Source organism: Acinetobacter legionensis (assembly GCF_057165765.1).
Window position 1 is genome coordinate 2,537,852 of sequence record NZ_CM169896.1, and the last position, 25,332, is coordinate 2,563,183.

Consider the following 25,332-nt stretch of genomic DNA (forward strand, 5'->3'; position numbering starts at 1 on the left):
AAATCAATCTATACGATTATTTTTTAACAACTTTTAAGCAATGATGACAAACTTCCAACTCACCATCTTTACAATAATGTGTTTCAATTACGCGATGAAAGCCAAAAATACATTTTATGAATTGAATCAAAATCAACTCCTCCATAGGGTAAAAGCTCACCTCAAGATGAGCTTTCCCAGCCAGCAATTTTATTATGGAAGCCATATTCCAGTTGGAACATTTCCCAATAAGTGTACGAGTAATGTTAAAGCTACAAACATGAAAAAGAAAAATGCAATGCTTATTGATTTGTGTATCATGATTTCACCTCCACTTTATTGTTGTTTCTTTTTTATACAATAAATCATTTAAAATATCAAATAATTTAAATAACTTATAATTTATTTTTTACCATTTGTTAAAATTAAGCTTTCGATTGCAAAAAGATTGCAAAGCTAAAACTAGCCTAATCAACTCAAATTTAAGATACAACTGGGGTATAAGGTCTACCTATTTCAGTGAATTTATTCGAAACTGCAATTCTCGTATGCACTTCATTGACCTGACTTAAAAAGTACTTTGCTGATAATTTATCTCCTAATAACCTAATTCAGTGCATCTTGGTTTCAACCAAACTTCGAAGATGATAGCCTGACCAATTTTCCCACATTGTCCTCCCCAAATACTTAATCGTTCTTAGTTGTTGTTTTCTCTTTAATGTATGAGCTTTTGTATCTTTCCAAGGCTTTGCATTTTTTCTCGACAGAACGATAGAACGTGTATGTCTATCTGAAATCACCTATCAACAGTATTTTTTGTCATAAGCTCCATCCGCATAGTTGGAATCTATATGTTTATTTTTGGAATTTAATCAAGTAAATCCCTGAATACTTTTGAATCTCCCACGATATTTGTAGTGAGCTGAACAGCACGTATTTACAATGTTTTAGTATCAATACCAATGTGGAGTTTACACCATTGTCGACAATATTCAGGCTAAGGTTTTTTACGCTTCCATTCTCCTTCAACTAAAAATTTCATACCTGTAGAGTCAACTCATAGGTGAAGTCCATCTCTGCTTTGTTCTAAGCTAATTGCAATATCAGTATACTTTTGTCTTCCAAAAAGGGTTGAATAATTTGGTGCAGTCCAGTCTAATCTGCAAAGACGAACGAGACTTTGAACAAATCCTGTGGTTATTCGTAAAGTTAAACGAAAGAGAGATTTAATTATTAAACAGTACTGAATCGCTTTATCTGAGTAGGTTTGATTTCGTCCTTGTTTGTGTATTGATTGTGCATAGCGCTGAGTAATTGGAATCAAACCAAATAGTGATATTGCCACAATTAATTTAAATCTTCGCAGTATACTGCTCATGTAAGGAGACCAATTCGTTATACGATATATTTTGGATGCAGACTTATTCATCTAAGAGTTATATTGCTGAATGAGCCTTTAGAGATAGCTTTGTGCAACTAAGCCAAAATTAACTACCAAATAATAAAAATAAGAGAATTCATAGATTATCCTAAATTATAGATATCTGACTTTAAACCAAATATTCCAAGGCAAAGCTGACTGATATAAAAAAGGCACATTTGCGCCTTTTTTATATCTAAAGTATATTTAAACAATAATATTTAGTTTTTTAGTAAATAAGTTTTAATAATTTCATTCTCATCTAATATCATCAACTCATCAGCTACCCAAAAAATATAAAACTCGTTTTTAAACTTAATCTTTCTTTTCGAATAGTTTGTTACTGAGTCTGACTGGTTAGCTTTTACTTTAAAAGACTTTTTATTATCATGTCCTAGCAGCTTACTTCCGTGCCAAGGTCCACCTATACAAATATTCATAATGTTTGAATTAAAAAATGTGGTCTTGAATGTACATTTAAATCCTGGAATAAACAATCTATACCTTGGTATAAATTTTAATCAAAAACTTACTCTCATAATTCGTCCCTATGGTGCATTATTTAATACTTTATCAGCTAAAGCTAAAAAACCAGCTCAACAATTTACGATAGCAATTCCTAATATTGACTCCCTCCAAAAATAACGTGATAAAAATCACATTAAACACACAATATTTTTGAAATAAATAGAACAATTCATCTTATTTCATATTTTTAAGTAGAAGTCAGAAACCGATTGTTTATTGTCTAACATAAAATTAATCAACCCACCTAAAAAAGGTGGGTTGATTAAAGACTTAGATAGCAAGTCAAAGTGAAAAGCACAACCTTCTTCACTGATTAAATTTTACACAATTCATATTAACATTCAAATAAAATATTTTACCTTTTGGTAAATCTTCATATATGTATCGTCAACTTTATGTAACAGCCTCATTATTTAAACTAGAAAAATCAAAGATTTTGTGCCAAAAAAGCTAAATCATCAATCTTTATAGATTCACAACCCTCACATTTTCTATTCTAAATTTATCTCATATTACGCATATAAAAACTAAATAAAATACTGATATATATACTATTTTATTTAAAATAATAGAACTTGATTTTTTTTGGTTATTTTAAACACTATTAAAAAAAAGCGATTTTGAAATATTCAATACTCACTGATGACCATAATGCTCATTGGCATTTATTTTAAAGATAACACAAATAAATATTCATAAAGAGAGGGTCATGTGGGTATGTAAATCATACAAAATGATAGAAAAATAGAATAGGTTCACTACAATAATAATAGGAAATCTTGCATGTAGCCAGTCAGACACTAAACAATGAACTTAAATTCAAATTTCCCTTTATAATCAATTTCATCCAAATAATCTTTAATGTCATGCGCTATATTTTTAAAAGTATTTAAAACATCACTTGGTGGATCAATCATAACTTCAATTTTATAATTTTCATCTTCTCTATTTATAGTATGTGTATATGCACCATCACAACTCATTCTTAATTCTAGATCATGCTCAATCTTTTTAGTTAAGTTATTTGTTATCAACACAATTTTTGAAAATCTATGCATATTCCTTCTTTCCATAATCAGATAAAGAATCTCGCAATTCCAACCAAAAATCCTTTTTAATTAAAAGTTTGATCAGTCAGAGAAGCTATGGCGCTTGAGCTACGATTCACTATATCGTATTTTATAGATATAATAATTCAGGTTTAGTAAAACAATCAACTGTTAAAATTTAAAAGATTCTACTATTATGAGATTTCTTTCTCAAAAAATTAAATTTTTTAGAACTTTTATAGATAAATTATTATCATTAATAATAGCACATTTAAATAAAAAATTTAATAATATCAAAAATATACATAGGATAATTTTATCAAAAATCATTGTAACATTTCAAATCATGTTCTTAAACTTCAATTCCCAATAAGACTCTATCGATCTGAGCTTGATTAATAAGATTGTGGCTTAGTAGGTTTCTTAAACAAGTTAAATGGATTAGATTGAATCAGTCGCACTGTCGCAAAGGGTCTAGCTTTATTGGTAATAAAGAAGCTCAAGCAACACTTGATGCTGAAAAATCCAGTACAGATAATACTAAATAACAAACAATCCAAATGCTTCAAAAAACGGCTTTAGCTGGAGTGAATGCAATTGTTGGAATGGCGAATGTTGTAGCTGGTGATGTTAATGCGAGAACTCAGTCGAATAACGAATATTCGGATAAAGCAGCGATTAAAGAAGGGGCTAAAGGTAAAAAGCAAATAGATTTTTTAAAAACTTATTGGGGCATGGTAGTTAGAATCGAAAAACATTTGATGTTAAACCAGAGTATATATTAGCTCAATTTTCAGGTGAAACTGGGTGGGGAGAACATATAAATCCAGGGGCAAAATTTAATCTGGGAAATATTATGGCAGGTTCTTCTTGGAAAGGAAAAACGGTGAGAGCATGGGATAAAATAGAAAAGTCCTACGACCCTTACAGAGTTTATGACAGCCCTGAACAATTTGCAGATGACTATATAAAAACAATAGCAAAAGCAGGACGATATAAAACAGCTAAAGGTGCAAAAACTCCTGAAATGTTTTTTCAGTTCTTAAAAATTCAGTTTATGCTTCCTATAAAACTATGTATCTAAAAATTTAACCATGGTCAAAGATGTTAGTCAGCACCTTAGTCTTAACAATGTATCTCAATCAGATAACCCATCAAAGCCTAAAACCCAGATTAACAAGGAGATACTTTCTAAATTTGCTCAAAATGCAGAAATTCCAGACAATATTAAACCTGTCTTTCCTAATTTCTATAATACTCAGTCATCTAATCGTATTGTGAATATCAATCAGAAAACAGATATTCACGTTAGCGGTATTTCTGATCCGATGTTGGCAACTCGAAATGTTCGTAATGAACAAGACGCGATTAATCTGCAAATCACTAGAAATTCTAAGGGAGTGAAGGTTTAGTTAATTAATACTCACTGGTGTATCTGATCTTTTGAACTCTTTGCCATATTCAGAGTATTCATTATCTTGAATTGAATAACATGTTTTTACATTATCATAATCATCTCGATAAGCAAAAATACTTCCTTGAGTGCATAAGAGTGAATTATTAACTGAGTATTGGATTACGGGAGGTTTTCCTGTTAAATCTCCTTTTTTATCTTTAAAACCTAGAATTCCATCTCTTAAAGGTAAAGCTAAGCCATTTTTTGTATCTAAAGCAATAAATCTAAATATTTGAGGTGATGAGCTTAGGTTGAGAAGAATGTACTTTTGGTTAAAATTAGGTTTTTGTGTTTTTAGAGCATTTTTGTATTTAGCCACGTTTACTTTTGAGCAAAAGTCGAAATCATCATAATCAAATTGGCATTCGGTTGTAGCTTTGTATGGAGCATTAGCCCAAGCCCCACCACTAATTAAAAGAGTTAAAAGGAATAGTTTTTTCATTTGTTTGCTTCTCTAAAATTGTGTTTACTTGATTAATTGATAGGACTAAGGCGACCAAATAATTTAAAATCTTTAGCTTTAACCCAACCTGAAGTATCATTGCCGTTTTTATCTATATACATTACATAAAGCCAAGTTTGATTTTCGTTCTTAAATTCCTGATAAGCTATAACTGAATCATTCTGAATAATAAATACACCTTTCAACTTACATTCGCTTGATGGTGCTGAATGAAAATATGATCTAAATCCCTTTGTACCTTGAACTGTATAGGAATACTTTGTTCCGTAATGCATGCCATTATCATCTGCTATCTTCGATAGGTAATCACATGTCTTAGCCCAAGCCCCGCCGCTTAATAAAAGGGTAAGAATTATTAGTTTTTTCATTTATTTTCATCTCTAAAAGTGTGCTTACTTGATTAATTAATAGGACTGATACGATCAGATATTTTTAAGTCATTTTCTTTAATCCATCCTGAAGTATAAACTCTATCTTTAGAGCCATACATCACATAGATCCAATTGTGGTTATCATTAGTAAACTTTTGATAACCAACCACTGAATCATTAGGAATTAAGTAAGTCTTAGCATATTTACATTTATTCGCCGGTGCAGAATGAAAGTATGCTCTATGTCCCTTTGGTCCTTTAACAACAAAGCTGTATTCAGTTCCATAATGTATGCCTTTTTTATCAGCTATTCTGTTCAAATCTTCACAACTTGCCCATGCCCCAACACTAAACATACAACAAGCAATTAAAATTAGTTTTTTCATTTATGGATCCCTTTTTTATTCACTCTATGATAGATTTTTTACTGAAAAGAACAAGATGCAGTTAATTTATAGATGACTAGAAACTCGGGGGAATATTTTTCATGAAACATATTATCTTTTTTAGCTTAATAAGCCTTATAAGCTGTTCAGTAATTGCTAAAGATTGCCTTGAATTGGTATCCTCTACAAATATTAGAGATATGCTATTCTAAGAAATTAAACTCGGCAGCAAAGAAACTGCTTTTAATATATCAGAGTAAATAAAAACTCTTGAACCTGACTATAAGCAGCAACTAATAAAAGCTCAAAGGCTTTGGGTGCAATTTAAAGAAGCAGACTGTATCATGAGTTAAGTTATTCAACCATCATACACATACACACGATGATACAAGGATCGATCTGCTGTATGTGTTTATGTTAGTTTATATAAAGCAATAAAAAATCCCTAAATCATTATAATTTAGGGATTTTTTAAATCATACAAAGCTATTTGAGTTTATATGACTTTAATATCTTGGTAGGTATATCCAGACTCGAACTGGAGACCTCTACGATGTCAACGTAGCGCTCTAACCAACTGAGCTATACACCTGAAGTGCTGAGAATATTATTCATTTTTTAATAAGATGACAAGCCTTATTTCTTCACTTTTAATGCATTCGCACACTCTTTAAGCAATTTCTTGATATTTTTAATATCCTGTTGATTTTCATTACCTAAATAGACAATTTTTTGAAAAATCTGATTCACTTGCTCAAACAGATGTTTTTGTTCAGCCCGCAAGGTTAAACGCTGCATCCATTGTTGAAACGTTTCTGCTTCTGCTTTTTGATCAACCACAGATAATTGATGATTAAATTGAGCAATGATTCGCTCAAGTCCTGACATTTGACGAATGCGCCAAAATTGCGTCACACCCCAATAGATCAACAGTAATCCGAGAATTCCAAAAATTAAAACCAAACCATAACTATAGGCCGATGTTAAGCCAAGTTTCTTCATCCAGCCGCTTTGCTTCTCTGCATCGTAACCGACAACCTTACTCTGCCATTGAAAACCAGCATAGTCACTCCAAACACGCAATGTTCTAAGCAGCGATGAATGCTGAAAACGCAAATTTGAATAACCCGCATCACCAAAAATCGAACGATCATCATTCATCACATTTTGCATACCACGATCAATACGTGTTGGTGCAATGATAGCTGTTGGATCAATGCGTTGCCATTGCCCATGTTGATAAACCTCAGCCCAAGCATGTGCATCTAACTGGCGTACTTCCCAACTCTGACCATCAGGAGACAACTCCCCCCCTTGGTAGCCTGTGACCACACGCGCTGGAATCCCAACATAACGCATCAGCAAGACAAAGCTTGAGGCATAATGTTCACAAAACCCCTGCCGTGATTGAAACAAGAACTCATCAACACGGTGATTCCCTAACTTTCCAGGGGCAAGTGTATAAACAAAATTTTCTTTCTTGTACCAGTTCAATACATTCTGAATATAAGCTTCAGGATTAGACTGACTCTGCTGATACAGATTTAAAGCAAACTTCTGAGCTTGTAGATCACTCTTTTTAGGATAACTGAGGTTATTTTTCAGCATCATCTGTTCAAAATGTGAATCCTGACTATCTCTAACCTGACCTCCCAACCACTGTAATTCAATTAGCTGGGTTCGCTGTACCAGTCGTTTAGGTGTAATCGACCAATCTTGGTGTAACTCAAAATGTTGTTCTATTGGAATGGACTTTTCCAAACCGGTAATCCATTGCTGACTTGGATCACTGGCAAGATACTGATAATGAAATCCATCAATCTGCCCTGTTATCTTGGAATAGGCTTTTACCTGTTTATTGGGAAATTCACTTGTCCATGTTGTGCCATCATAGCGATCAAGCACCATCGCACGCCAATATAGTTCATTACGGTTTGGTAATTGCTTCATATTGCCAATAATTCGGAATGCTAATGAACTAGACTGTGAAAGCTCAGCGATATCACCAGGTGACATACGATCACTCAATCCCGTTACCGCTTTATTATTGGGAATGGGGATTTGCCAAAGTGGTGGCAACCGCGGGAAAAACATAAACAGTAAAACAAAGAATGGCAAAGCTAATGCAATAAATTTAACAATATGTATTGAATCAGTTTTAAATGACTGAAAAATCGGTTGATCTATTTCAAAATTAACGATTTGTACACGATATATCCCAACCAAGCTACTGATTAAACAGCACAAAACTAACAGTGCCATCCAAAAGGCTTGGCTGTGTAAAAACAAACTGGCACTGACGAATAAAGCGAAGTTAAACAGAATAATGAAGTCTCGTTTTGATTTGGTTTCAAGCGCTTTAGCAAATAAAAAAGTGGAAAGAACGGCTGTCCCTGCTTCTACGCCTAAAAATGTGCGTGAATCAAAATAAATGATGAGCAAAGCTAAAAGTGCAAAAACTAATTTTGGGATTTGTGTAAATAATCGAGGCAGATTATAGACTTGATGTTTATTAGTTTTGTCATAATACAGCGCCAAAGTCATTATATTAATGAGGAATAAAATAGACAATGCAATAGGCATATAAGCCAGTTGTGCCAACCAAATTAAACTCAGCACAACTAAAATTGAAATTTGTATCGATTTATTCATTGTTCATCCTCACGCTTGCGCCAATAAGGTTTTGATATGAATATAGTGCTGTTCTCCAATCCCATTTTCAGTTTGTGCATGCGGTAAAATAATGCTGTACGGCGTTTCAGTCTGATGACATCGATCGACCAACTCCATCATAAAACTCAGCTTCTCTTCATGGTCTGCACTTGGCATTTTGCTATATTCAATTTGCATCGCATGGGTATCGACCAAATCATCGAATTGTTTGACAAATAATCCTTGTCCACGCGCAGCCTGTTTCCAAGAAATGCTTTGCAATGAATCACCTGATTTAAAAGTCCTTAACTCTTTAAATTCATCTAAATCAGGTTCGCCCGTATTAGAATAATTCTGTGATTGATGCGTTAAAGGCTTCGCTTCAGGAGCAATCCAATAACTTTCAGTTAAATAAATATAGGTCCATGCCCGCACCAAACCGAGTGGATATGTGGAGTAAATTTGAATTGGGGGGACTGAAAATTCGCCACGTTGTTGTGGGATAAAATTCAATTCAAAACTTTGTTGTTTTTCTTCAAATAGAAAAGATTGTAATTGTTCATCAAATTTAAAGTTTAAAAATTTAGGCGTAGCACGGTCCTGTTGTAGGTTTACTTTCACTTTAAAAACTTCATTAACCTTACCCACCTCATCGACAATTACGTCTAATGTAATCGCATGTAATTGTTTAAAACTGAGATAGAAACTAATACATAAAATCGCACTCATTAAAAAACAAAAGCCAAGAATTAAATTATTGGCATAATTAATACCAGCAATAAAAGTAATCAGAATGAGGACTAGATATAAAAAACCCTGCTGGTATATAAAAACCAACACTTGGTTTTGTTTCAGTGTACGAGTTCCTGTATAGCGAAACCGAAGATGCAGCCATTTAACAAATCGTTGACCTAACATAAGCGTTTCCAATTAGCCCTTTACAGGAACTTTTTGCATAAGCGCTCGTGTCTCAGACTCACCTAATCCTATACGATGAGACACCACAGCAACAAATACGGCTTGTACATCATCTGCAATTACAAATTGTCTTTTTTCAATCAAAGCATAGGCTTGTGCTGATTTTTTTAACGCCAATAATCCACGTGGAGATAAGCCATGACGACCTTTACGTGTTTCTTCTGCTAAATCAAGCATATATTCAAAAACCACATCGCTCAATGTAATTTGATTTACCATACATTGTAATTGCAAAATTTCCTGATGTTGAAAAATTACTTGCAACTTTTCAATCAAATCATGTCGTGAGTTTTGTTGTAGTAATAGTTTTTCTGCTGCGCGTGATGGATACCCCAAAGACAGTCGCATTAAGAAACGATCAAGTTGTGACTCTGGTAAACTATAGGTTCCACTTTGAAAAAGTGGGTTCTGCGTTGCAATCACCCAAAATGGATGAGGTAAAGAGTAACGTGTACCATCTATAGTGACATTGCCCTCTTCCATTGCTTCAAGCAAAGCACTTTGGGTTTTAGGGCTACAGCGGTTAATTTCATCTGCAAGCAGAATTTGGGTAAAGATTGGACCGTGTTTAAACTCAAATCGATGCTCTTTTTGATTAAACATATTGATCCCAATCACATCACTTGCCAGCATATCATTGGTAAACTGAATCCGTTGAAAATCGAGACCTGCTAGACGTGACAAACTGCTGGCTAAGGTGGTTTTTCCAAGTCCGGGTAGATCTTCAAAAAGTAAATGTCCACCAGCTAATAGACTACATAACGCCAGTTTAGTCTGATGACTTTTATCTAAAATAATTTGGTTAATTTGACTTAAAAAGTCATCAATTTTGGGGTAAAACTGAACGAGGTCTAAATTTGTTACAGGACTATGTTGTTCTGATGCCTTTACTTGTGTTGTTCCCCAAATCACCTTATATTTCCCCAATAAAATTATTGTAACTTCTTTAACATACACGGTTTTAAGGAATACTCAATCTTGACTGCTATAATTCCTTATTTTCATTTGCTGAATATTAGATATACTTCAAAATTTATAGCCCCCATCAACTAAAATTTTAACTTTGCAGCATGTTTTAACTTTATTTTTAAATCATCTGCACCAATTGAAAATTCACTTCCTGAAATTTCAGCCTGTTTAATCAATTCGATTAAGGTTTTATTGATAGGCGCTTGTTTACCTAACTGCTGGGCGAGCTGAACGACTTCGCCATTAATCCAGTCCACTTCTGTGGTTCGCCCTGCCATCAGATCATCTTGCATAGATGATCGCGCCAAGGGATCAATTGCCAACATTTTACGGCTTAATATTTTAAAAATGAAATCGGGCAAACTGATTATTTTAGGCAATAGATGTGCCGAAATTGCTGTGAGTTTGGCTGGCTTAATTTGTGCTAAATCTAAGAGATATAACGTTTCTTGTTGCGCCATAGCAAGGCATTGTCGATATTGATGATTAGACAATTGTTGTTTTAACGGTAACTTTGATAAAGCATTGATTGAATTATTTAAATTCAGCAAAATTTTTGCCCATTGCACTGCAAGCATATCCTGATCAAAAACAATTTCTAATTCAGCTTGTTTAAAAAGCTTGGCTAAATCCTGTTGCTGTGCATACGCTTTCACATGCAACGCACCAGATGTCCCTTGATGAAAATGCCCAACTGCTTGAACTGCAACATTAAAAGGCACCATACCTTCTAAAATCGAATGATGTTTTAAAATCCGCTTTAAAATCGGAACATTACTCAACCCGTTTTGAAAACTCACAATATAGGGTCTGTGTGCGCCCAAGTTGTCATAAAGTTCCTTGGCAACTTGCTCAGTCGCAGCCGACTTTACACATACAAAAATAATATCAGCATCTGTGACTATTTTAGGATCAACACTGAGCTGTAAATCATTTGCCGCGATTTTTATCGTTTTACCAGTGTAATCTGTCAGTTTTAAACCAGACGTGCTTAATTCTTCATATACACGAGAACGTGTAATAAAGCTCACATCAGCACCTACCGTTGCTAATCGACCGCCAATATAACATCCAATACTACCAGCACCATAAATATAGATTTTCATAGCAGTCTCCTTTTCATTTATATGTATTACATGATTTTAGCGGAGTTAGAATTTGCCAACTGTCAGTTATACGACAAGTCTAATCATGAAGTGTGCTGTTATTGCGTTAAACCGATAAATCACTTCGCTCATCTTCAATAAAAAACGGCACCCAAGTGCCGTTTCTATTTAAGCTTTAAATCAACTTATACATTCCATCAACATGGGCATTTCTTCATTGTTCCACCAGCTGTTGGATAGCGGGCATCTACACAATAGCGATGAAAAGTCTTTTCATCCATTGCATCCATATCGGGATGATGCTTTTTCATATGTTCCAGATAATTTTGATAATCTGGAACACCCACCATCAAACGGAAACTTTGTTGTAAGCGTGTCCATAATGTTGCAATTCTAGACCAATTTTTAGGATTAAAAATTAGTTCCTTTTGCGACATGATGGTCATCTTGATGATTTTATAAATCACCGTTTTACCACCTTGAGCAAATTTAAGCTTCATCACTCACCTCTCACTCTATCTGCAATATCAACTTAGTGTGATTTAGAAACAGACACTTCTTCAGGATCTGCATATACCGCTGGAGCTTCATTTACTGTTGGTGTAGGACTCGCCAATGCACGACGAATTGCGCCAATAGCGGCAAACAGCATCACAATCGCAACAATCATAAAGAATGCACATAGTGCAGCATTGATTTGATTGGACAATACAATGGTTTGCATTTCTTCAAGTGTTTTGGCTGGTTTTAAAATTTCACCATTGGCAATTGCTGTTGAGAATTTATCCGCCTGAGCCAAGAATCCAATCTTAGGATTAGTATGGAAGATTTTTTGCCAACCCGCAGTCATACAGGTAATGAATAAGAAAATTGTTGGGATAATGGTAACCCATACATATTTCTCTTTCTTCATTTTAAATAAAATCACTGTACCTAAGATCAAAGCCATTGCCGCAAGCATTTGGTTACCAATACCAAACAAAGGCCATAAGCTGTTAATACCACCAAGTGGGTCGACTACACCTTGATAAACAAAGAAGCCCCATCCCGCAACAGCAACCGCTGTACCGATCATATTCCCCACGAAGTTGTGTGAGTTTTTAAGTGCTGGAACAACGATACCCACCGTATCCTGTACCATAAAACGACATGCGCGAGTTCCAGCATCGACTGCAGTTAAGATAAACAGCGCTTCAAATAAGATCGCAAAATGATACCAGAACGCCATCATTGAACGATTATTGAAAATATCCGTGATGATATGAGCCATACCAATTGCAAATGTTGGTGCACCACCAGTACGCGAAAGAATCGTACTTTCACCGACTTCTTTTGCCAGCAAGCTCAATGTTTCAGGTGTAACCACAAAACCAAGTGTACGTACTGCTTCTGCCGCGCTTTCTACTGTAGTACCCAATACTGCCGCTGGCGCATTAATCGCAAAATAAACACCCGGTTCAAGCACTGTTGCACAAATCATTGCCATGATTGCAACAAATGATTCCATTAACATACCGCCATAACCAATGACACGAATATTGACTTCGTTATCAATCAGTTTAGGTGTAGTTCCAGACGAAACTAAGGCATGGAAACCAGAAATCGCACCGCAAGCAATGGTAATAAATAAGAATGGGAACATGGATCCAGCAAAGACAGGACCTGTACCATCGATAAAATGCGTAACAGCCGGCATTTTTAACATTGGCATTGCAACCATAATACCCACTGCTAAACCTGCAATTACACCAATTTTTAAGAAAGTTGATAAATAATCACGCGGTGCTAATAACAGCCAAACAGGTAATACTGAAGCGACGAATCCATAAATGATCAAAGCCCAAGTGAGTTGTGTTCCTGTTAATGTGAAGAATGGTCCCCAATAAGGATCAGCAGCAACATTTCCACCATAAACAATTGCAGCCATCATCAGAACAAAACCAATGATAGATACTTCAGCAATCTTACCTGGGCGGATATAACGCATGTAAATGCCCATAAATAAGGCAATTGGTATCGTCGCTGCAATACTAAACACACCCCATGGGCTATGTGCAAGTGCTTTTACCACTACCAATGCCAATACTGCAAGGATGATAATCATCACGCCTAATGCACCAAGCATGACCACAACACCAGCAAATGAACCAAGCTCTTGCTTTGCCATTTCCCCAAGTGAGCGGCCATCTCGACGTGTAGAGATAAATAAAACCAAAAAATCCTGAACCGCACCTGCAAGAACAACCCCGACTAAAAGCCAAATTGTTCCGGGTAAATAACCCATTTGGGCAGCAAGAATAGGTCCAACCAATGGCCCCGCTCCTGCAATAGCAGCAAAGTGGTGGCCAAAAAGTACATATTTATTGGTCGGAACATAATCCAAGCCATCTGCTAAACGATGTGCTGGAGTTAATCGCCGAGAATTTAGTTCAAAAACTTTATTGGCAATAAATAAACTATAAAAACGATATGCAATGCTATAGACACATACCGCTGCAAGTACTAGCCAAACCGCATTGACATGCTCACCCTTGCTCACCGCAAGTATTCCAAAAGATACTGCACCAATTATGGCGACAATCACCCAGATCAATTTTGATAAGGGTGATGATTTTGTTTGAATATTTTCCATTAAAACCTCACATCTTGATTACAAAAAGCAGTTCCATTGTTTTTATAAAGCGTAATGCATTTCCGTGACTCATTCCTTGGTGACTCTACTCCTCATTTTTTTGTTTTCATCTAAGACTTTGGCATTAAAACTGATCTGAATATGTACTATTAGCATGACATCACAATGACTTAAATCGTGACTTTGTTATTTTTATCATTCATATAATAATTCGACTATCTGACTCTACTATTAATTATGGGCTATCATTCTACGACTTTAGTCGAAAATTTAGCCGTTATTCTCTATTTTATAAAAGCTTTTACCCTTAGAAAGGCTTATACAAACTCTAATCTAAATACAATAAAAAAGGGATGATTTTCATCATCCCTCAGCTTCTTCATTTTTCAAAAAATGCTTAAGCACGCTCTAAGTAATCACCAGTACGAGTGTCTACACGAACGCTTTCTTCTTGCTGTACAAATAATGGAACACGTACAACTGCACCTGTTTCAAGTTTAGCTGGTTTACCGCCACCACCTGAAGTATCACCACGTACACCAGGATCAGTTTCAACGATTTTCAATACAACGAAATTTGGCGCACTTACGTTTAATGGAATACCATTAAATAGCATAATTGTGCATTTTTCGTTTGAATCGTCTTTCAACCATTTCGCAGCATCACCCATTGCAACTTTATCAGCAGCAATTTGTTCAAAAGATACGGGATCCATGAAGTTCCACAATTCGCCATCGTTGTAGAGATAATCCATTTCTACTTCTACAATATCAGCTGCTTCTAGAGATTCACCTGATTTAAAAGTTTTTTCTAATACTTTGCCAGATCTTAGGTTACGTAGTTTTACACGGTTAAACGCTTGACCTTTACCTGGTTTTACATATTCGTTTTCCATGATTGAACATGGGTTACCATCAAGCATAACCTTTAGGCCAGCTTTGAAATCATTTGTAGAATAATAGGCCATGAAAGGCACACTCCGAACTTACTAATTTAAATCTCTACTGTGATGCTATCAGCAAATCACCCGATTTGTGATAGTGATCATTCCAAACAGCAAAGAATGTATTTTACATTTTTCGTATTCTAAATGAGCAATACATCGTGAAGCAATGAAAAATTACCCATGTTCGGTCAGATTGAGGGTAAAATCTTCGATTCATTGGTGATTCACTGCTGTTCAATACAAATCAACTGTACTGAAAGCATTTTTCCATTGAAATATTTCAAATTGGACCTGACAAATTCAATCTGAACAAGCAATACAATCCGCTTTCCCTATCTCCAACTATTTATCGCACGTGGCATGTTAAATTACTTATATCAAGAGCAAAATTGGCAATCTCAACTCAGTGATTTAATTACTGACCCAATAGAGCTGTTAGAAACACTTGAACTTTCTAAAGCCCAGTTACTGTCTGGCGCTATCCTCGCGTCTGGACAATTTAAACTACGTATACCGCGCGCATTTGTAAAAAAGATGGAGGTTGGAAACCCCCTAGATCCGCTTTTACTACAAGTTTTACCACATCATCTTGAAATGGAAGAACATGAAGGCTTTGTCATAGATCCTCTTGATGAAGAACAAGCCAATCAGATTCCTGGATTATTACACAAATATAAGTCACGTTTTTTACTTACCCTTACCGGTGCTTGTGCCGTACATTGCAGATATTGCTTTCGTCGTCATTTTCCTTATCAAGACAATTTACCTAAAAATGAAGATTGGTTGAACATTAAAGGCTATTTAGAAGATCATCCGGAAATTAATGAAGTGATTTTGAGTGGTGGCGATCCGTTGACGCTATCTAATCGAAAATTAGCCATCTGGATAGAACGTCTAGAATCTCTCAGTCAGATTAAAATCTTGCGAATTCATTCACGAGTTCCAATTGTAATTCCAGAAAGAATCGATGAAGAGCTAGTTTCTTTATTGAAAAACAGTAGGCTACGTGTAATTCTAGTGGTACACTCAAATCATCCAGCAGAATTAGATAATTTGACCTGTTCAAAGTTATCTCATTTAGCAAAACAAAATATTCTTGTGTTGAATCAAGCAGTCTTACTTAAAGGTGTGAATGATTCTGCACAAACTCTTGTTAATTTGAGTCAACGACTTTTTGAAGCACAAGTTTTACCCTACTATCTTCATGTTTTAGATAAGGTAAAAGGTGCACATCATTTCGATTTAGGGGCGGAAAAAATTGATCAGATCTATAAGGATGTATTGGCCAGTTTACCGGGTTATCTAGTTCCTAAACTGGTTCGAGAAGTCGCGGGAGAGAATAATAAAACACCGCTTTTTGGAGTCACAACCTTTTAAGAGTTGAAATACTCATGATAAATAAAGAAATTTCAGAAATTTTTCAAAATATCACGGTTCTACAACGAGAAAGTCTAAGTTTTGCAGAAAACTCTGTGGCGTCTGTCAATGCATGGGTGGCCACACTTTCTATTATGCAACTTGGTGACACCTCAGAGTCTGTCTTAAAAGCCATAAGTGAAATCAGTGAATTAGATTGTAGCGAAATGCTACGCTTTGACTTAATTCAAGTTTTACATCCAATTACAGAAAGTATTTTATCTAGCCTTGAAAAAAATATATTAAATCAAGGTCTTTCTCAAAATGCGCGTATTGAACATATTATTGATCTTTCTTCTAGAATTCGCACCTATTTTGCCAACGTGTACATCAATATTGTGCGAAGAAGTCATCAAACACTAGTTTCAAATAAATTCTCATTTTTTAATTTCAAAGAAAAACGAAATTTACAGACAGCACGTACACTTGCAACCTTTTATGCTTTAGAACAGCTTGGTTTATTATTAGTTCAGCAACAAATGCTCTACAGTGGTCCATTGACCCATCAATGGTTAACCACCCACCTTCTTTATGAGCTCGCTGTTAAGAATCAAGAATTTAATATTAATATCAATCAATTACAAGGCACACATTTTACCATTCAAAATATCCAGCAAGCCTATGCACAAGTACTACTTTTGGATATTTTTAATACGCATCAGATTCGTCCAACAGAAACACAAGCGCTTTATCAATGTACATTTGATTGGGTTAAACTTATTCAAATATTACCAAGAGAAACCAGTTTATCGCGTTATGTGATTGATGGCTCAAAAGACGTTCCGCCCATTTACAATCGCAAACAACATGCTAACTTTCGGACTTCTTTGTATATTTCTACACAGAATCTGCTGGAACATATTAATTCAACGATTCATAAAGATGAATATCTGTCTAAAAATGAACAGATCTATTTATCCGCTGCATTAAAGTTTCATGTGCAAAATGTCTTGGGTACGACAACTGAACGTCAACATGAGCGCTATGAATACTCTGCACAACTTCAAATTTGCTTTAGCTTACAAACAGCGCATTTCTATTTATCCAAAGCTAAGAATTTCTATGAAACACTCAATTTAAATAACAATTATGCATTTCAGTCTGAATCCAATATCCATTCATCTATTTCAACAGGCTCAAGCACCGCATCAAACTTAGGACAAATTAAAAGTTTAGACCGTGAAGCAAAACAAATCTATCAAACTCAAGTACTAGACATTAGCGTCAGTGGTTATCGTATTCGATGGTCAGATGAAACCCCACGAAACTTAAGAACAGGGGAATTTATCTTGGTCAATGAAAGCCTCAATGACAAATGGAAAGGTGCAATCATTCGTTGGATCAAACAGTCTGTTAAAAAAACCTATGAAGTTGGTCTAGAGGTTTTAGCCCAAGATATTTACCCATGTGCAGTAAAAGTTCCAGCAGATCGCTCAACCATTAACTACCACCCTTGTCTTATGGTTCAAGTACAAAATTTGAATGAATCAAATATTTCTATTATTTTGCCAAATTTACCGTTCTTCAAAGAACAGCAAGCCATTTATTTACGTTTAGACACTGAAGAAATTAAAGTGTATTTAACAAAAACACTGTTAATTACCCAGAGCTTTATTCAGTTCGAATTTGAATTGATCAATGATGAAGAAAATAATCGTATAGATCAGTTCATTCAACACCAATCAGCCAATTTGAATAATCAAGATGTATGGGAAGCATTAAAGTGAGAAATCTATTATTATCGAAAAAATTAAAACTGTCTGAAACTAGATTACTCATTATTGATGATAACCAAATTCGTTATAATCAAATTATTGATCTTTTTCAAAGTAAGAATCATCAAGTACAAGCGATATTACTTGATGATTTAAAAAGTTTTGAAAAACAGCTCAATACTTCATGGGACTTGATTATTTTTGGTCGTGCTTATGACATCAAAATTGAGCAAGCTATTACATTGATTCAAGCCTCTGCTGATATTGATCTACCTGTTTTGTTCTTAAAACCTGAAGATTATCAAACCAACCAATATCAATCCTATATTCAAAAAGGCATCTATGATGTAGTTGACTTAAAATATACCGATCGTTTTTATATTAGCTTAATTCGTGCACTGTCTTACAGTCGCACCTTACAAGCGAAAAAACACCTTTTAAATGATCTTGAAAATGCCAAGAACCAAGCTCAAGCCTTGGTTGAAGAACAGCACAAAGCAATTGCCTTAATTCAGGAAGGTATTCATACCCAAGCCAATACTGAATATCTGAAATTGTTTGGTCTAAAAGATGAAGCAGAAATTATTGGATTGCCTTTATTAGATATTTTAAAGCCTAAGAATATCCATGATTTTAAACAACGTTTTAAAAAGATTTCTCAAGGTAATTTTGATTTAGCACGTTTTGAAATAGATACCCTGAATAGCGATGCTAAATCAGAAAATCCTTTGAAAATTGAGTTTCTTCCTTCAGATGAAGAAGACTGTATTCAAATCACCATTGAGAACAATTCTACAAGTCAAGCCTCTCAAGCTCACTCATTCGACTCTGCTAAAAAAGGAATGAGTAGTGTCGCTAGTAGTTACCAAAAAATTCAGTATGCTTTAATTAATCAACCCGCTAAATCTAATGCTTTAGTCCTTTTTAGCTTCGCCGCTTGTCCTGAGAATATTTTAACTTCGCCTTGGAAAACAGCTATTCAGTACTTAGAAGGCTTTAAAAATTTTATTCAAGAACAAACCAATAGCACAGTATATCAAATTGATATGTTATTGTATGCTGTTATTTTACAAGCAGAATCAGAGACGATTTTAGAGTCACGCATCCATGGACTTCATGCTTTAGAAAAGCCACAATTACTTGAGATTGATAGTCATACTTATCCACTGAATATTAAGATTGGATATTCAAATATACAGCAAAACAACTTTACAGAAGCAAATTTTGAGGATGTTTTAGAACAAGCCTATGATCATCGTTTAGCAAAAAAAGAGTCTGTATCAGACCAACAATTAACCGCAACTTTACAAGACACTAAAATTGAATTGTCATTGGTTGAACAAAAGTTAGATGCTGAACCATTGCAGCTACAAAGTGACCCGATTGAACCTACAGCAAAATCTCAGCTTGAAAATACATTGGTAGAGAAACAAGAACAAATTAAAGAAACTCCAGCGGCTCATATCTTTAAAGCCTCCGCTATTCTTGGTCAAATTGCACAATCTCTTGAAAAAAGTGAGATTCAGCTAAAATACCAACAACTTTATGACAAACAAGATAGTAATTTAAATACTTATGAAGTTAGTAGTGGTTTTATTTTTGAAAATCAGTGGAAAAAAGTAAGTAATTTAATTGATTTAGATGATGATATTGAACTTTCAATTAAATTAGATCGCTGGATATTAGTTGAAGCATGTAAGCAATTACATAACTTTATCACCCAGTATCCAGAAGCAAAATTAATCGTTAATTTAAATCGCCATGTCCTATTTCACGACAAGCAGTTCCCTGAGCTTATTTCTAAACTCTTAACGATTGTTGGAAGCCGTCAATCCCATCCTCTGATTTTACAATTTGATGAAGAGGATATAGCAAAAAATATCATTGAATCTCACAAGCAAATTGGTGTTTTACGTGATCATGGTGCCGAAATTTCAATTCGACGTTTTGGTTCTAGTATTTCAAGTGAAGCTATCTTAAAACAATTGGATGTAAGTTTGTTAACACTGGATGAGAAGTTTACGCAGCAGATGAATTGTGAGGCCAGCATGACTCAATTCCAACATACCCTGGAAAAATATCACACTATTAAACCAATTGAATTTTTGCTGAAAAATTTAAATGATATGAACTCTTTTGCAAATGCATGGAATGTAGATGTAAGATACTTACAGGGTGAATATTTCCAGAAAAAATTGGATCATTTAACTGACGTCCAAGATCAATAAAGTATAATATTAAAAAAGGTTGAGCGCCTAAAAAACTCAACCTTTTAAATTAATAGCATAAATAGATTAAAACTGGATAAAATTCAGCAACAAAAAAACGGGCTTTAGCCCGTTTTTTATGTTTTGTCGTATTAACGTTTAACAGAACGTGACATACCAGCAAAACGTTGTTTGAATTTATCGATACGGCCACCAGTATCAACATTCTTCTGTTTACCAGTATAGAATGGGTGACAAGCTGAACATACGTCTAAATAAAGTGTCTCTTTACCTAAAGCTGAACGAGTTTCGATAACGTTACCACATGAACAAGTAGCAACTAATTTTTCATATTTTGGGTGAATATCGGCACGCATGGTCGATTCTCCTAAGTTAAGAAAGGTTTAGCTGTCATCGCAATTAACCACTCTCAAAATCTAATAAAACTTTGAGGAAAGCAGATTTAAATTCTAAATCAGCAGATTAACACCATAACAGACCATTTCTTTTGGCCCACCGAGACTATAAGCGTCAGAGCTAAGCACAACAAGTGGGCAAGATTATACTTGAAAAATATATAAATTGCGAGCCACTTGATTAAAAATCAATATAATTTACTCATCAGTATGGTTTTGCTTAGACCAATAGTTAGCAATCACTCCACAAACCATTAACTGGATTTGATGGAAAATCATTATCGGTAAAACTATCATGCCTAAGGGCTGTCCAATAAATAGAATCTGCGCCATAGGTACACCACTGGCAAGAGTTTTCTTCGAGCCACAGAAGAATATCGAAATCTGATCTGCTTTACTAAAACCAAGCCATTTTGGAACATACAAAGCCAACAACATAATCACTGTGAGTAGAATTGAACATGCTAAGGTTAGATAGATCAATGTAGATAAGCTGACCTGATGCCATAAACCAGCAACTACTGCCCCACTAAATGCACCATAGACCACCATCAAAATAGAGCCTTGATCGAAAACCTTGACGATCTTTGGCATTTTTTGCATGAGTGGGAATACATACGGGCGTAATACTTGTCCTAATACAAATGGAACCAACAGCAATAAGGTAATTTCTATAATAGAAGATGTTGGGTCATAATTATGTTTAGATTGACCAAAAATGAATAAGCTCACTAAAATCGGAGTAATAAACATACCAATCAGGTTGGAGAAGGAGGCACTACACACTGCCGCTGCCACATTGCCTTTTGCAACAGAGGTAAAGGCAATGGATGATTGTACTGTCGATGGCAAAAAGCACATGAACAGAAAACCCCAATACAATTGTTGTCCAAGCAAAGGTTCAAGCACAGGTTTTGCCATTAGGCCCAATAGTGGGAAAACTAAGAAGGTAAAAGCAAAAACCAGTGCGTGCAATTTCCAATGCAAAACCCCCTCAATCACGGCTTCACGTGATAATTTTGCGCCATGTAGGAAAAATAAAATCGCAATTGCAATTGTAGTGATTTTTCCAAAGATAAGCGCTGCCTGTCCTGAAATCGGAAAAATAGAAGCTAAAACCACCATTGCGATTAAAAGTATCGTAAAGCGATCTAATGCTAATAATTTCAACATTTTCATAAGCAACGTCCTGTATTCTAAACATGAAAAAGCCCAGTAGTTAAATTTTACTACCAGGTAAAATTCAATCTTACTGAGCGAAATAAATAAAGCTATTCATTTGGCTAAATATTCACTATTTATTTACGACACATCTCAAGTTAATTTAAGGCCTATTGATATTTCTTTGCTAAATAAGCAATAGACCCTCATCATTTTTTTAATGATGGGGGCTGTAGACATTTCATAAATGGCTTGCGTTGTAGGTTAAAATTGAGCATGAGACGTATACGTCGTAAAGCATGAAGAGAATAGCGAGACTATTTTCGAGTTCCATAACATAGGCTGAGATAATTTTAGCCACAACCCTGAGCAAGAACAAAGCACGGCTTTGTTTGCAACGCAAGGCACAGCGGGGACTAGCATGTTTTTACCGGTACATTGTTACCTTGCCAAACGATGTTTTTCATCATTTAGAATGGCTAAATTTCGTATCTCGCGCCTAGTATCGCCTAAAAAACACACCTAGTCGCAAACGTAGACAAATTGTCAACGGCCCCTAATTATTTCGAGCATCTTGATCTTGTTGGATCAATTCAATTTTATAGCCATCTGGATCCTCAACAAAAGCAATGACTGTGACACCACCCTTCATAGGACCCGCTTCACGTACCACATTACCACCACGTGCTTTGATCTCTTCACAGGCTTTATAGGCATCATCGACACCAATAGCAATATGTCCATAGGCATTGCCTAATTGATAACTTGCAGTATCCCAGTTATGGGTAAGTTCTAATACAGTATGATGCTCTTCATCACCATAACCCACAAATGCTAAAGTAAACCGCCCTTCTTCATAATCACGTTTACGAAGTAATGTCATACCGAGAACTTCAGTATAGAATGCTAAAGATTGTTCTAAATTGCCTACTCGTAACATGGTATGCAACATGCGCATGATTTATTTTCCTGTTTAGTCAGATATTATCTGCCAATATAGGCAATACAATTCAATATTTCAAATTATCTATATTTTGTCAGATCAATGAGACAATCTTCTGGATTATTTTTAAGCAATAACAGCTTATTTTAGAAAAACACTACAACTTTATCTTTAGAATAAACTATTTGAATGTGTTAGCAATCCAATGGTTCAAACTCTCATCCTGTTAAAGAAGCCTATTTTATCTATAAGATAAAATAGGCTTCTTGTTATCCTCATAAATCTATCTTGAGTAATTCAGTCGCTTACTCGATGGATTGATTCATCTTTTGCGCTTGATGTTGTCGCAACAATTTTCCAACCCATAACACAAGCAATAGGATTGGAATACCAATTAAGGTGGTCATTAAAAAGAATTTAGGATAACCAATGTGGGTAACAATTGTTCCAGAATAGCCACCTAAAATCTTAGGTGTAAGCGTCATCAATGAACTAAAGATCGCATATTGAACTGCTGTAAATGACACACTGGTCAAACTAGACAAGAACGCTATAAATGCTGCACCCGCTAAACCCGAAGCTAAATTATCAACAACGATAGCAAAATACAGCCAACCAGAACTATATTTTTCAATCACTTTACCCTTAATCTCAACGGCTGCAGATGAATCTGCTTTGATCACTGGAAGTGGTTGAATATCCACATCGATATCACTTTTTATCGCTGTTAATTGATAGCTTTGTTGAGTACTCAATGCTGCTTTTGTTTGTTGATAGTTTACCACAGCTATCACGTTTTTTGTGCCAGAAGCATATAAAGCTTTACCATCAATCGCACCGCTAAATAAACCATCTCTATCTAATTTTGCTGGGTATGTTTTGTCATCGAGTTTAAGTGTAATCGGCTGATCTGGATTAAGCTCAGATACAGATATTCCCGCAATCTGCCCCTTAACCACAATACTTTGCTTCGCTTCTGTTGCAGATAATTGATTATCACTAGTGATAGGCAATAATTGAATTTGAGCCTTGGCTTCTTCTTTTAGATAGGGCACCGTATATTCATTTGCAACAGCCTGCTTAACTAATGCTGCTTTAATATGAATGGTATTTTCCCCTATCAAGTCCTGACCAGGCACAGAAACCTTCCAATAACCTACTTCATCAGGTTGAGCTTGAAATTTCTTATCGCCAATCTGTACAAATACTGCTTGCATCGGTGCACCAGATTTCACCAATCCAATAAATATTAAATTAGTTGAGCTTGCTAAAACTGCACCCACAAACATCAATTTCATAATGTTCATACGTTGTGCAAGTAACCCCCCTAAAAAACCACCCAATAGACTAAAAATCACCCCGTAAATTTTAACAGCTTCTGCAATTTGTTCTTTGGTAAAGTTTAAATCTTGATAGAAAACATTCGAAATAACACCAGCAATAATGTCTGAAATTCGATAAAAACCAATCAATAACAGTAAAACCAATGCCAGTTTTACCCCATAACGCTTAAAAAAATCAGCAATCGGGTTAACCCAAGTCTCATAGGCCATCTTTTTATTAACGACACCAAAACGTATCAACGATGTAGCAACAAGAATTGCACCGAGACCTGAGCCTAAAAAGCGCACAGCTTCCATTAAAAACTTAAGCAAGTTGTCTTCGACTTTCCAAGTCGCTTGTAAATATTGAACCATGTCATCAGAGTAAATATATAAACAAACAAAACTCGCCACAGCCAAGATAAAGACCAAAACCAAACGATAGTAATCAATATTTTTATAGTGTTTATCAACTCGATTAACCAAGGGTTCTCGAATCACTAAGGTTGTGATAATGCCCACCAGCATCACCAGTGCCATCGTTAAATAAGTATATTTCCATGCTTCATAAATATAGTTCCCTTTTGCAGTTCCCAAAGAAGCAGCAAGGAATAAAGCGCCTGCACCAGCAAGAATCATCCCTAAACGGTAGCCTGCGTTATAGGTCGATGCCAACACCGTTTGCATCTCAGTTTCAGCCAGCTCAATTCGATAGGCATCAATCACAATATCCTGTGTTGCTGCGGAAAACCCCAGTAATACAGCCCCCACAGCCATTTGGTAAATATAACTTTGGCCCAAAGCGGGATCAGAAAACGCCATAATACAAATCGCACAGATAATTAGTACTTGTGCAATCAACAACCATGCGCGTCGCCGCCCCAGTCTTTTGGTGAGTATCGGGACGGGTAATTCATCAATCAGCGGCGCCCATACAAATTTAAAAGAATAGCCTAGCGCAGCCCAACTAAAAAAAGTCACTGCACTTTTTTCAATTCCGGCCTCACCTAGCCATAAAGATAAACTTGAGAAAATTAGCAGAATGGGAATACCTGCCGAAAACCCAAGAAAGAGCATAATTGCAGCACGCCGATCGATAAAAGCGGCAAAAGCAGATTTCCATCCTTTTTTTGCTGTGGAATTCTGCTCAGCTGATTGCTGAGATAATTGCGTTGTCATTGCGTTGTTATTTTCTGAAAAATGAAATAGTGCTATTC

22 protein-coding genes, 1 tRNA gene and 1 pseudogene are annotated in these 25,332 nt (G+C 35.4%); 7 read left to right on the forward strand and 17 right to left on the reverse strand.

Translation table 11 applies throughout. The features are described from left to right. Positions 1-461: 461 nt before the first annotated feature. Positions 462-1,408, reverse strand: a pseudogene (locus AC2G3J_RS11705) (IS5 family transposase). 1,319 nt (positions 1,409-2,727) lie between these two features. Next, the gene (locus AC2G3J_RS11710) at positions 2,728-2,985 is read right to left on the reverse strand and encodes a hypothetical protein (protein WP_336953168.1); all 258 of its coding nucleotides are present in this window, start codon (positions 2,983-2,985) and stop codon (positions 2,728-2,730) included. 551 nt (positions 2,986-3,536) lie between these two features. Between AC2G3J_RS11710 and AC2G3J_RS11715 the strand changes: the two genes are divergently transcribed. The 3 genes from AC2G3J_RS11715 to AC2G3J_RS11725 are packed head-to-tail and all read left to right on the forward strand — an operon-like array spanning position 3,537 to position 4,388. Then, positions 3,537-3,761: a hypothetical protein gene (locus tag AC2G3J_RS11715; RefSeq protein ID WP_483770010.1), complete on the forward strand. Its 225-nt coding sequence runs from the start codon at positions 3,537-3,539 to the stop codon at positions 3,759-3,761. After that, a complete protein-coding gene (locus tag AC2G3J_RS11720) occupies positions 3,755-4,060 on the forward strand; it encodes a glucosaminidase domain-containing protein (protein ID WP_419820721.1) in 306 nt (101 codons plus the stop codon). Before AC2G3J_RS11715 ends, AC2G3J_RS11720 begins: the two co-directional genes overlap by 7 nt. Before the next feature lie 10 nt (positions 4,061-4,070). After that, positions 4,071-4,388, forward strand: coding sequence for a hypothetical protein (locus AC2G3J_RS11725; protein WP_483770011.1), 318 nt, complete (start codon positions 4,071-4,073; stop codon positions 4,386-4,388). Here the strand turns inward: AC2G3J_RS11725 and AC2G3J_RS11730 are convergent, their stop codons facing one another. Genes AC2G3J_RS11730 through AC2G3J_RS11740 form a run of 3 tightly spaced genes read right to left on the reverse strand, consistent with a single transcriptional unit; the run spans position 4,389 to position 5,652 of the window. Further along, complete coding sequence (locus tag AC2G3J_RS11730; RefSeq protein WP_483770012.1) at positions 4,389-4,874, reverse strand: hypothetical protein; 486 nt, start codon at positions 4,872-4,874, stop codon at positions 4,389-4,391. 32 nt (positions 4,875-4,906) lie between these two features. Beyond that, complete coding sequence (locus tag AC2G3J_RS11735; protein ID WP_336953174.1) at positions 4,907-5,263, reverse strand: hypothetical protein; 357 nt, start codon at positions 5,261-5,263, stop codon at positions 4,907-4,909. 32 nt (positions 5,264-5,295) lie between these two features. Continuing rightward, positions 5,296-5,652: a hypothetical protein gene (locus AC2G3J_RS11740; protein WP_336953176.1), complete on the reverse strand. Its 357-nt coding sequence runs from the start codon at positions 5,650-5,652 to the stop codon at positions 5,296-5,298. Between the two features lie 296 nt (positions 5,653-5,948). Between AC2G3J_RS11740 and AC2G3J_RS11745 the strand changes: the two genes are divergently transcribed. Continuing rightward, positions 5,949-6,005 (forward strand): hypothetical protein, encoded by a 57-nt coding sequence (locus AC2G3J_RS11745; protein WP_419820722.1) that lies wholly within the window; start codon positions 5,949-5,951, stop codon positions 6,003-6,005. A gap of 162 nt (positions 6,006-6,167) precedes the next feature. Here AC2G3J_RS11745 and AC2G3J_RS11750 read toward each other — a convergent pair. The 8 genes from AC2G3J_RS11750 to efp all read right to left on the reverse strand — a co-directional run bounded on the left by AC2G3J_RS11750 (position 6,168) and on the right by efp (position 14,956). Next, positions 6,168-6,244 (reverse strand) — tRNA-Val (locus AC2G3J_RS11750). Between the two features lie 44 nt (positions 6,245-6,288). Beyond that, positions 6,289-8,304, reverse strand: coding sequence for a transglutaminase TgpA family protein (locus AC2G3J_RS11755; RefSeq protein WP_483770013.1), 2,016 nt, complete (start codon positions 8,302-8,304; stop codon positions 6,289-6,291). Between the two features lie 9 nt (positions 8,305-8,313). Then, entirely contained in the window at positions 8,314-9,222 is a 909-nt protein-coding gene (locus AC2G3J_RS11760; RefSeq protein ID WP_483770014.1) for a DUF58 domain-containing protein, read from the reverse strand. Positions 9,223-9,234: 12 nt separating this feature from the next. Continuing rightward, positions 9,235-10,194: an AAA family ATPase gene (locus AC2G3J_RS11765; RefSeq protein WP_336953182.1), complete on the reverse strand. Its 960-nt coding sequence runs from the start codon at positions 10,192-10,194 to the stop codon at positions 9,235-9,237. 137 nt (positions 10,195-10,331) lie between these two features. Then, positions 10,332-11,357, reverse strand: a complete 1,026-nt coding sequence (locus tag AC2G3J_RS11770) for a 2-dehydropantoate 2-reductase (protein WP_419328296.1) — start codon at positions 11,355-11,357, stop codon at positions 10,332-10,334. 197 nt (positions 11,358-11,554) lie between these two features. Next, positions 11,555-11,857: a YbdD/YjiX family protein gene (locus AC2G3J_RS11775; protein WP_004721243.1), complete on the reverse strand. Its 303-nt coding sequence runs from the start codon at positions 11,855-11,857 to the stop codon at positions 11,555-11,557. A 32-nt stretch (positions 11,858-11,889) separates the two neighbouring features. Then, positions 11,890-13,989 (reverse strand): carbon starvation CstA family protein, encoded by a 2,100-nt coding sequence (locus tag AC2G3J_RS11780; protein WP_336953186.1) that lies wholly within the window; start codon positions 13,987-13,989, stop codon positions 11,890-11,892. Positions 13,990-14,386: 397 nt separating this feature from the next. Continuing rightward, positions 14,387-14,956: an elongation factor P gene (efp, locus tag AC2G3J_RS11785; protein WP_004721246.1), complete on the reverse strand. Its 570-nt coding sequence runs from the start codon at positions 14,954-14,956 to the stop codon at positions 14,387-14,389. Between the two features lie 339 nt (positions 14,957-15,295). Between efp and epmB the strand changes: the two genes are divergently transcribed. The 3 genes from epmB to AC2G3J_RS11800 are packed head-to-tail and all read left to right on the forward strand — an operon-like array spanning position 15,296 to position 20,294. Beyond that, the gene (epmB, locus tag AC2G3J_RS11790) at positions 15,296-16,312 is read left to right on the forward strand and encodes an EF-P beta-lysylation protein EpmB (RefSeq protein ID WP_336953188.1); all 1,017 of its coding nucleotides are present in this window, start codon (positions 15,296-15,298) and stop codon (positions 16,310-16,312) included. Between the two features lie 14 nt (positions 16,313-16,326). Further along, the gene (locus AC2G3J_RS11795; protein WP_336953190.1) at positions 16,327-18,078 is read left to right on the forward strand and encodes a cyclic-di-GMP receptor FimW-related protein; all 1,752 of its coding nucleotides are present in this window, start codon (positions 16,327-16,329) and stop codon (positions 18,076-18,078) included. Next, complete coding sequence (locus AC2G3J_RS11800) at positions 18,060-20,294, forward strand: EAL domain-containing protein (protein ID WP_483770015.1); 2,235 nt, start codon at positions 18,060-18,062, stop codon at positions 20,292-20,294. The genes AC2G3J_RS11795 and AC2G3J_RS11800 overlap by 19 nt, the downstream gene beginning before the upstream one ends. A gap of 131 nt (positions 20,295-20,425) precedes the next feature. On the opposite strand, the gene rpmE is transcribed toward AC2G3J_RS11800, so the two are convergent. The 4 genes from rpmE to AC2G3J_RS11820 form a co-directional block, all read right to left on the reverse strand. After that, positions 20,426-20,650 (reverse strand): 50S ribosomal protein L31, encoded by a 225-nt coding sequence (gene rpmE, locus AC2G3J_RS11805; RefSeq protein WP_004721254.1) that lies wholly within the window; start codon positions 20,648-20,650, stop codon positions 20,426-20,428. 237 nt (positions 20,651-20,887) lie between these two features. Beyond that, the gene (locus AC2G3J_RS11810) at positions 20,888-21,868 is read right to left on the reverse strand and encodes a bile acid:sodium symporter family protein (RefSeq protein WP_336953192.1); all 981 of its coding nucleotides are present in this window, start codon (positions 21,866-21,868) and stop codon (positions 20,888-20,890) included. Positions 21,869-22,406: 538 nt separating this feature from the next. Continuing rightward, positions 22,407-22,808 (reverse strand): lactoylglutathione lyase, encoded by a 402-nt coding sequence (gene gloA, locus AC2G3J_RS11815; RefSeq protein WP_336953193.1) that lies wholly within the window; start codon positions 22,806-22,808, stop codon positions 22,407-22,409. Between the two features lie 290 nt (positions 22,809-23,098). Next, positions 23,099-25,294, reverse strand: coding sequence for an AmpG family muropeptide MFS transporter (locus tag AC2G3J_RS11820; protein WP_483770016.1), 2,196 nt, complete (start codon positions 25,292-25,294; stop codon positions 23,099-23,101). Between the last annotated feature and the right edge of the window lie 38 nt (positions 25,295-25,332).

What these genes read in the sequence shown, in the direction of transcription:
- AC2G3J_RS11710 (WP_336953168.1), bottom strand. Translation starts at nt 2,985, where the DNA reads ATGCATAGATTTTCAAAAATTGTGTTGATAACAAATAACTTAACTAAA.
- AC2G3J_RS11715 (WP_483770010.1), top strand. Translation starts at nt 3,537, where the DNA reads ATGCTTCAAAAAACGGCTTTAGCTGGAGTGAATGCAATTGTTGGAATG.
- AC2G3J_RS11725 (WP_483770011.1), top strand. Translation starts at nt 4,071, where the DNA reads ATGGTCAAAGATGTTAGTCAGCACCTTAGTCTTAACAATGTATCTCAA.
- AC2G3J_RS11730 (WP_483770012.1), bottom strand. Translation starts at nt 4,874, where the DNA reads ATGAAAAAACTATTCCTTTTAACTCTTTTAATTAGTGGTGGGGCTTGG.
- AC2G3J_RS11735 (WP_336953174.1), bottom strand. Translation starts at nt 5,263, where the DNA reads ATGAAAAAACTAATAATTCTTACCCTTTTATTAAGCGGCGGGGCTTGG.
- AC2G3J_RS11740 (WP_336953176.1), bottom strand. Translation starts at nt 5,652, where the DNA reads ATGAAAAAACTAATTTTAATTGCTTGTTGTATGTTTAGTGTTGGGGCA.
- AC2G3J_RS11755 (WP_483770013.1), bottom strand. Translation starts at nt 8,304, where the DNA reads ATGAATAAATCGATACAAATTTCAATTTTAGTTGTGCTGAGTTTAATT.
- AC2G3J_RS11760 (WP_483770014.1), bottom strand. Translation starts at nt 9,222, where the DNA reads ATGTTAGGTCAACGATTTGTTAAATGGCTGCATCTTCGGTTTCGCTAT.
- AC2G3J_RS11770 (WP_419328296.1), bottom strand. Translation starts at nt 11,357, where the DNA reads ATGAAAATCTATATTTATGGTGCTGGTAGTATTGGATGTTATATTGGC.
- AC2G3J_RS11775 (WP_004721243.1), bottom strand. Translation starts at nt 11,857, where the DNA reads ATGAAGCTTAAATTTGCTCAAGGTGGTAAAACGGTGATTTATAAAATC.
- AC2G3J_RS11780 (WP_336953186.1), bottom strand. Translation starts at nt 13,989, where the DNA reads ATGGAAAATATTCAAACAAAATCATCACCCTTATCAAAATTGATCTGG.
- efp (WP_004721246.1), bottom strand. Translation starts at nt 14,956, where the DNA reads ATGGCCTATTATTCTACAAATGATTTCAAAGCTGGCCTAAAGGTTATG.
- epmB (WP_336953188.1), top strand. Translation starts at nt 15,296, where the DNA reads ATGTTAAATTACTTATATCAAGAGCAAAATTGGCAATCTCAACTCAGT.
- AC2G3J_RS11795 (WP_336953190.1), top strand. Translation starts at nt 16,327, where the DNA reads ATGATAAATAAAGAAATTTCAGAAATTTTTCAAAATATCACGGTTCTA.
- AC2G3J_RS11800 (WP_483770015.1), top strand. Translation starts at nt 18,060, where the DNA reads ATGGGAAGCATTAAAGTGAGAAATCTATTATTATCGAAAAAATTAAAA.
- rpmE (WP_004721254.1), bottom strand. Translation starts at nt 20,650, where the DNA reads ATGCGTGCCGATATTCACCCAAAATATGAAAAATTAGTTGCTACTTGT.
- AC2G3J_RS11810 (WP_336953192.1), bottom strand. Translation starts at nt 21,868, where the DNA reads ATGAAAATGTTGAAATTATTAGCATTAGATCGCTTTACGATACTTTTA.
- gloA (WP_336953193.1), bottom strand. Translation starts at nt 22,808, where the DNA reads ATGCGCATGTTGCATACCATGTTACGAGTAGGCAATTTAGAACAATCT.
- AC2G3J_RS11820 (WP_483770016.1), bottom strand. Translation starts at nt 25,294, where the DNA reads ATGACAACGCAATTATCTCAGCAATCAGCTGAGCAGAATTCCACAGCA.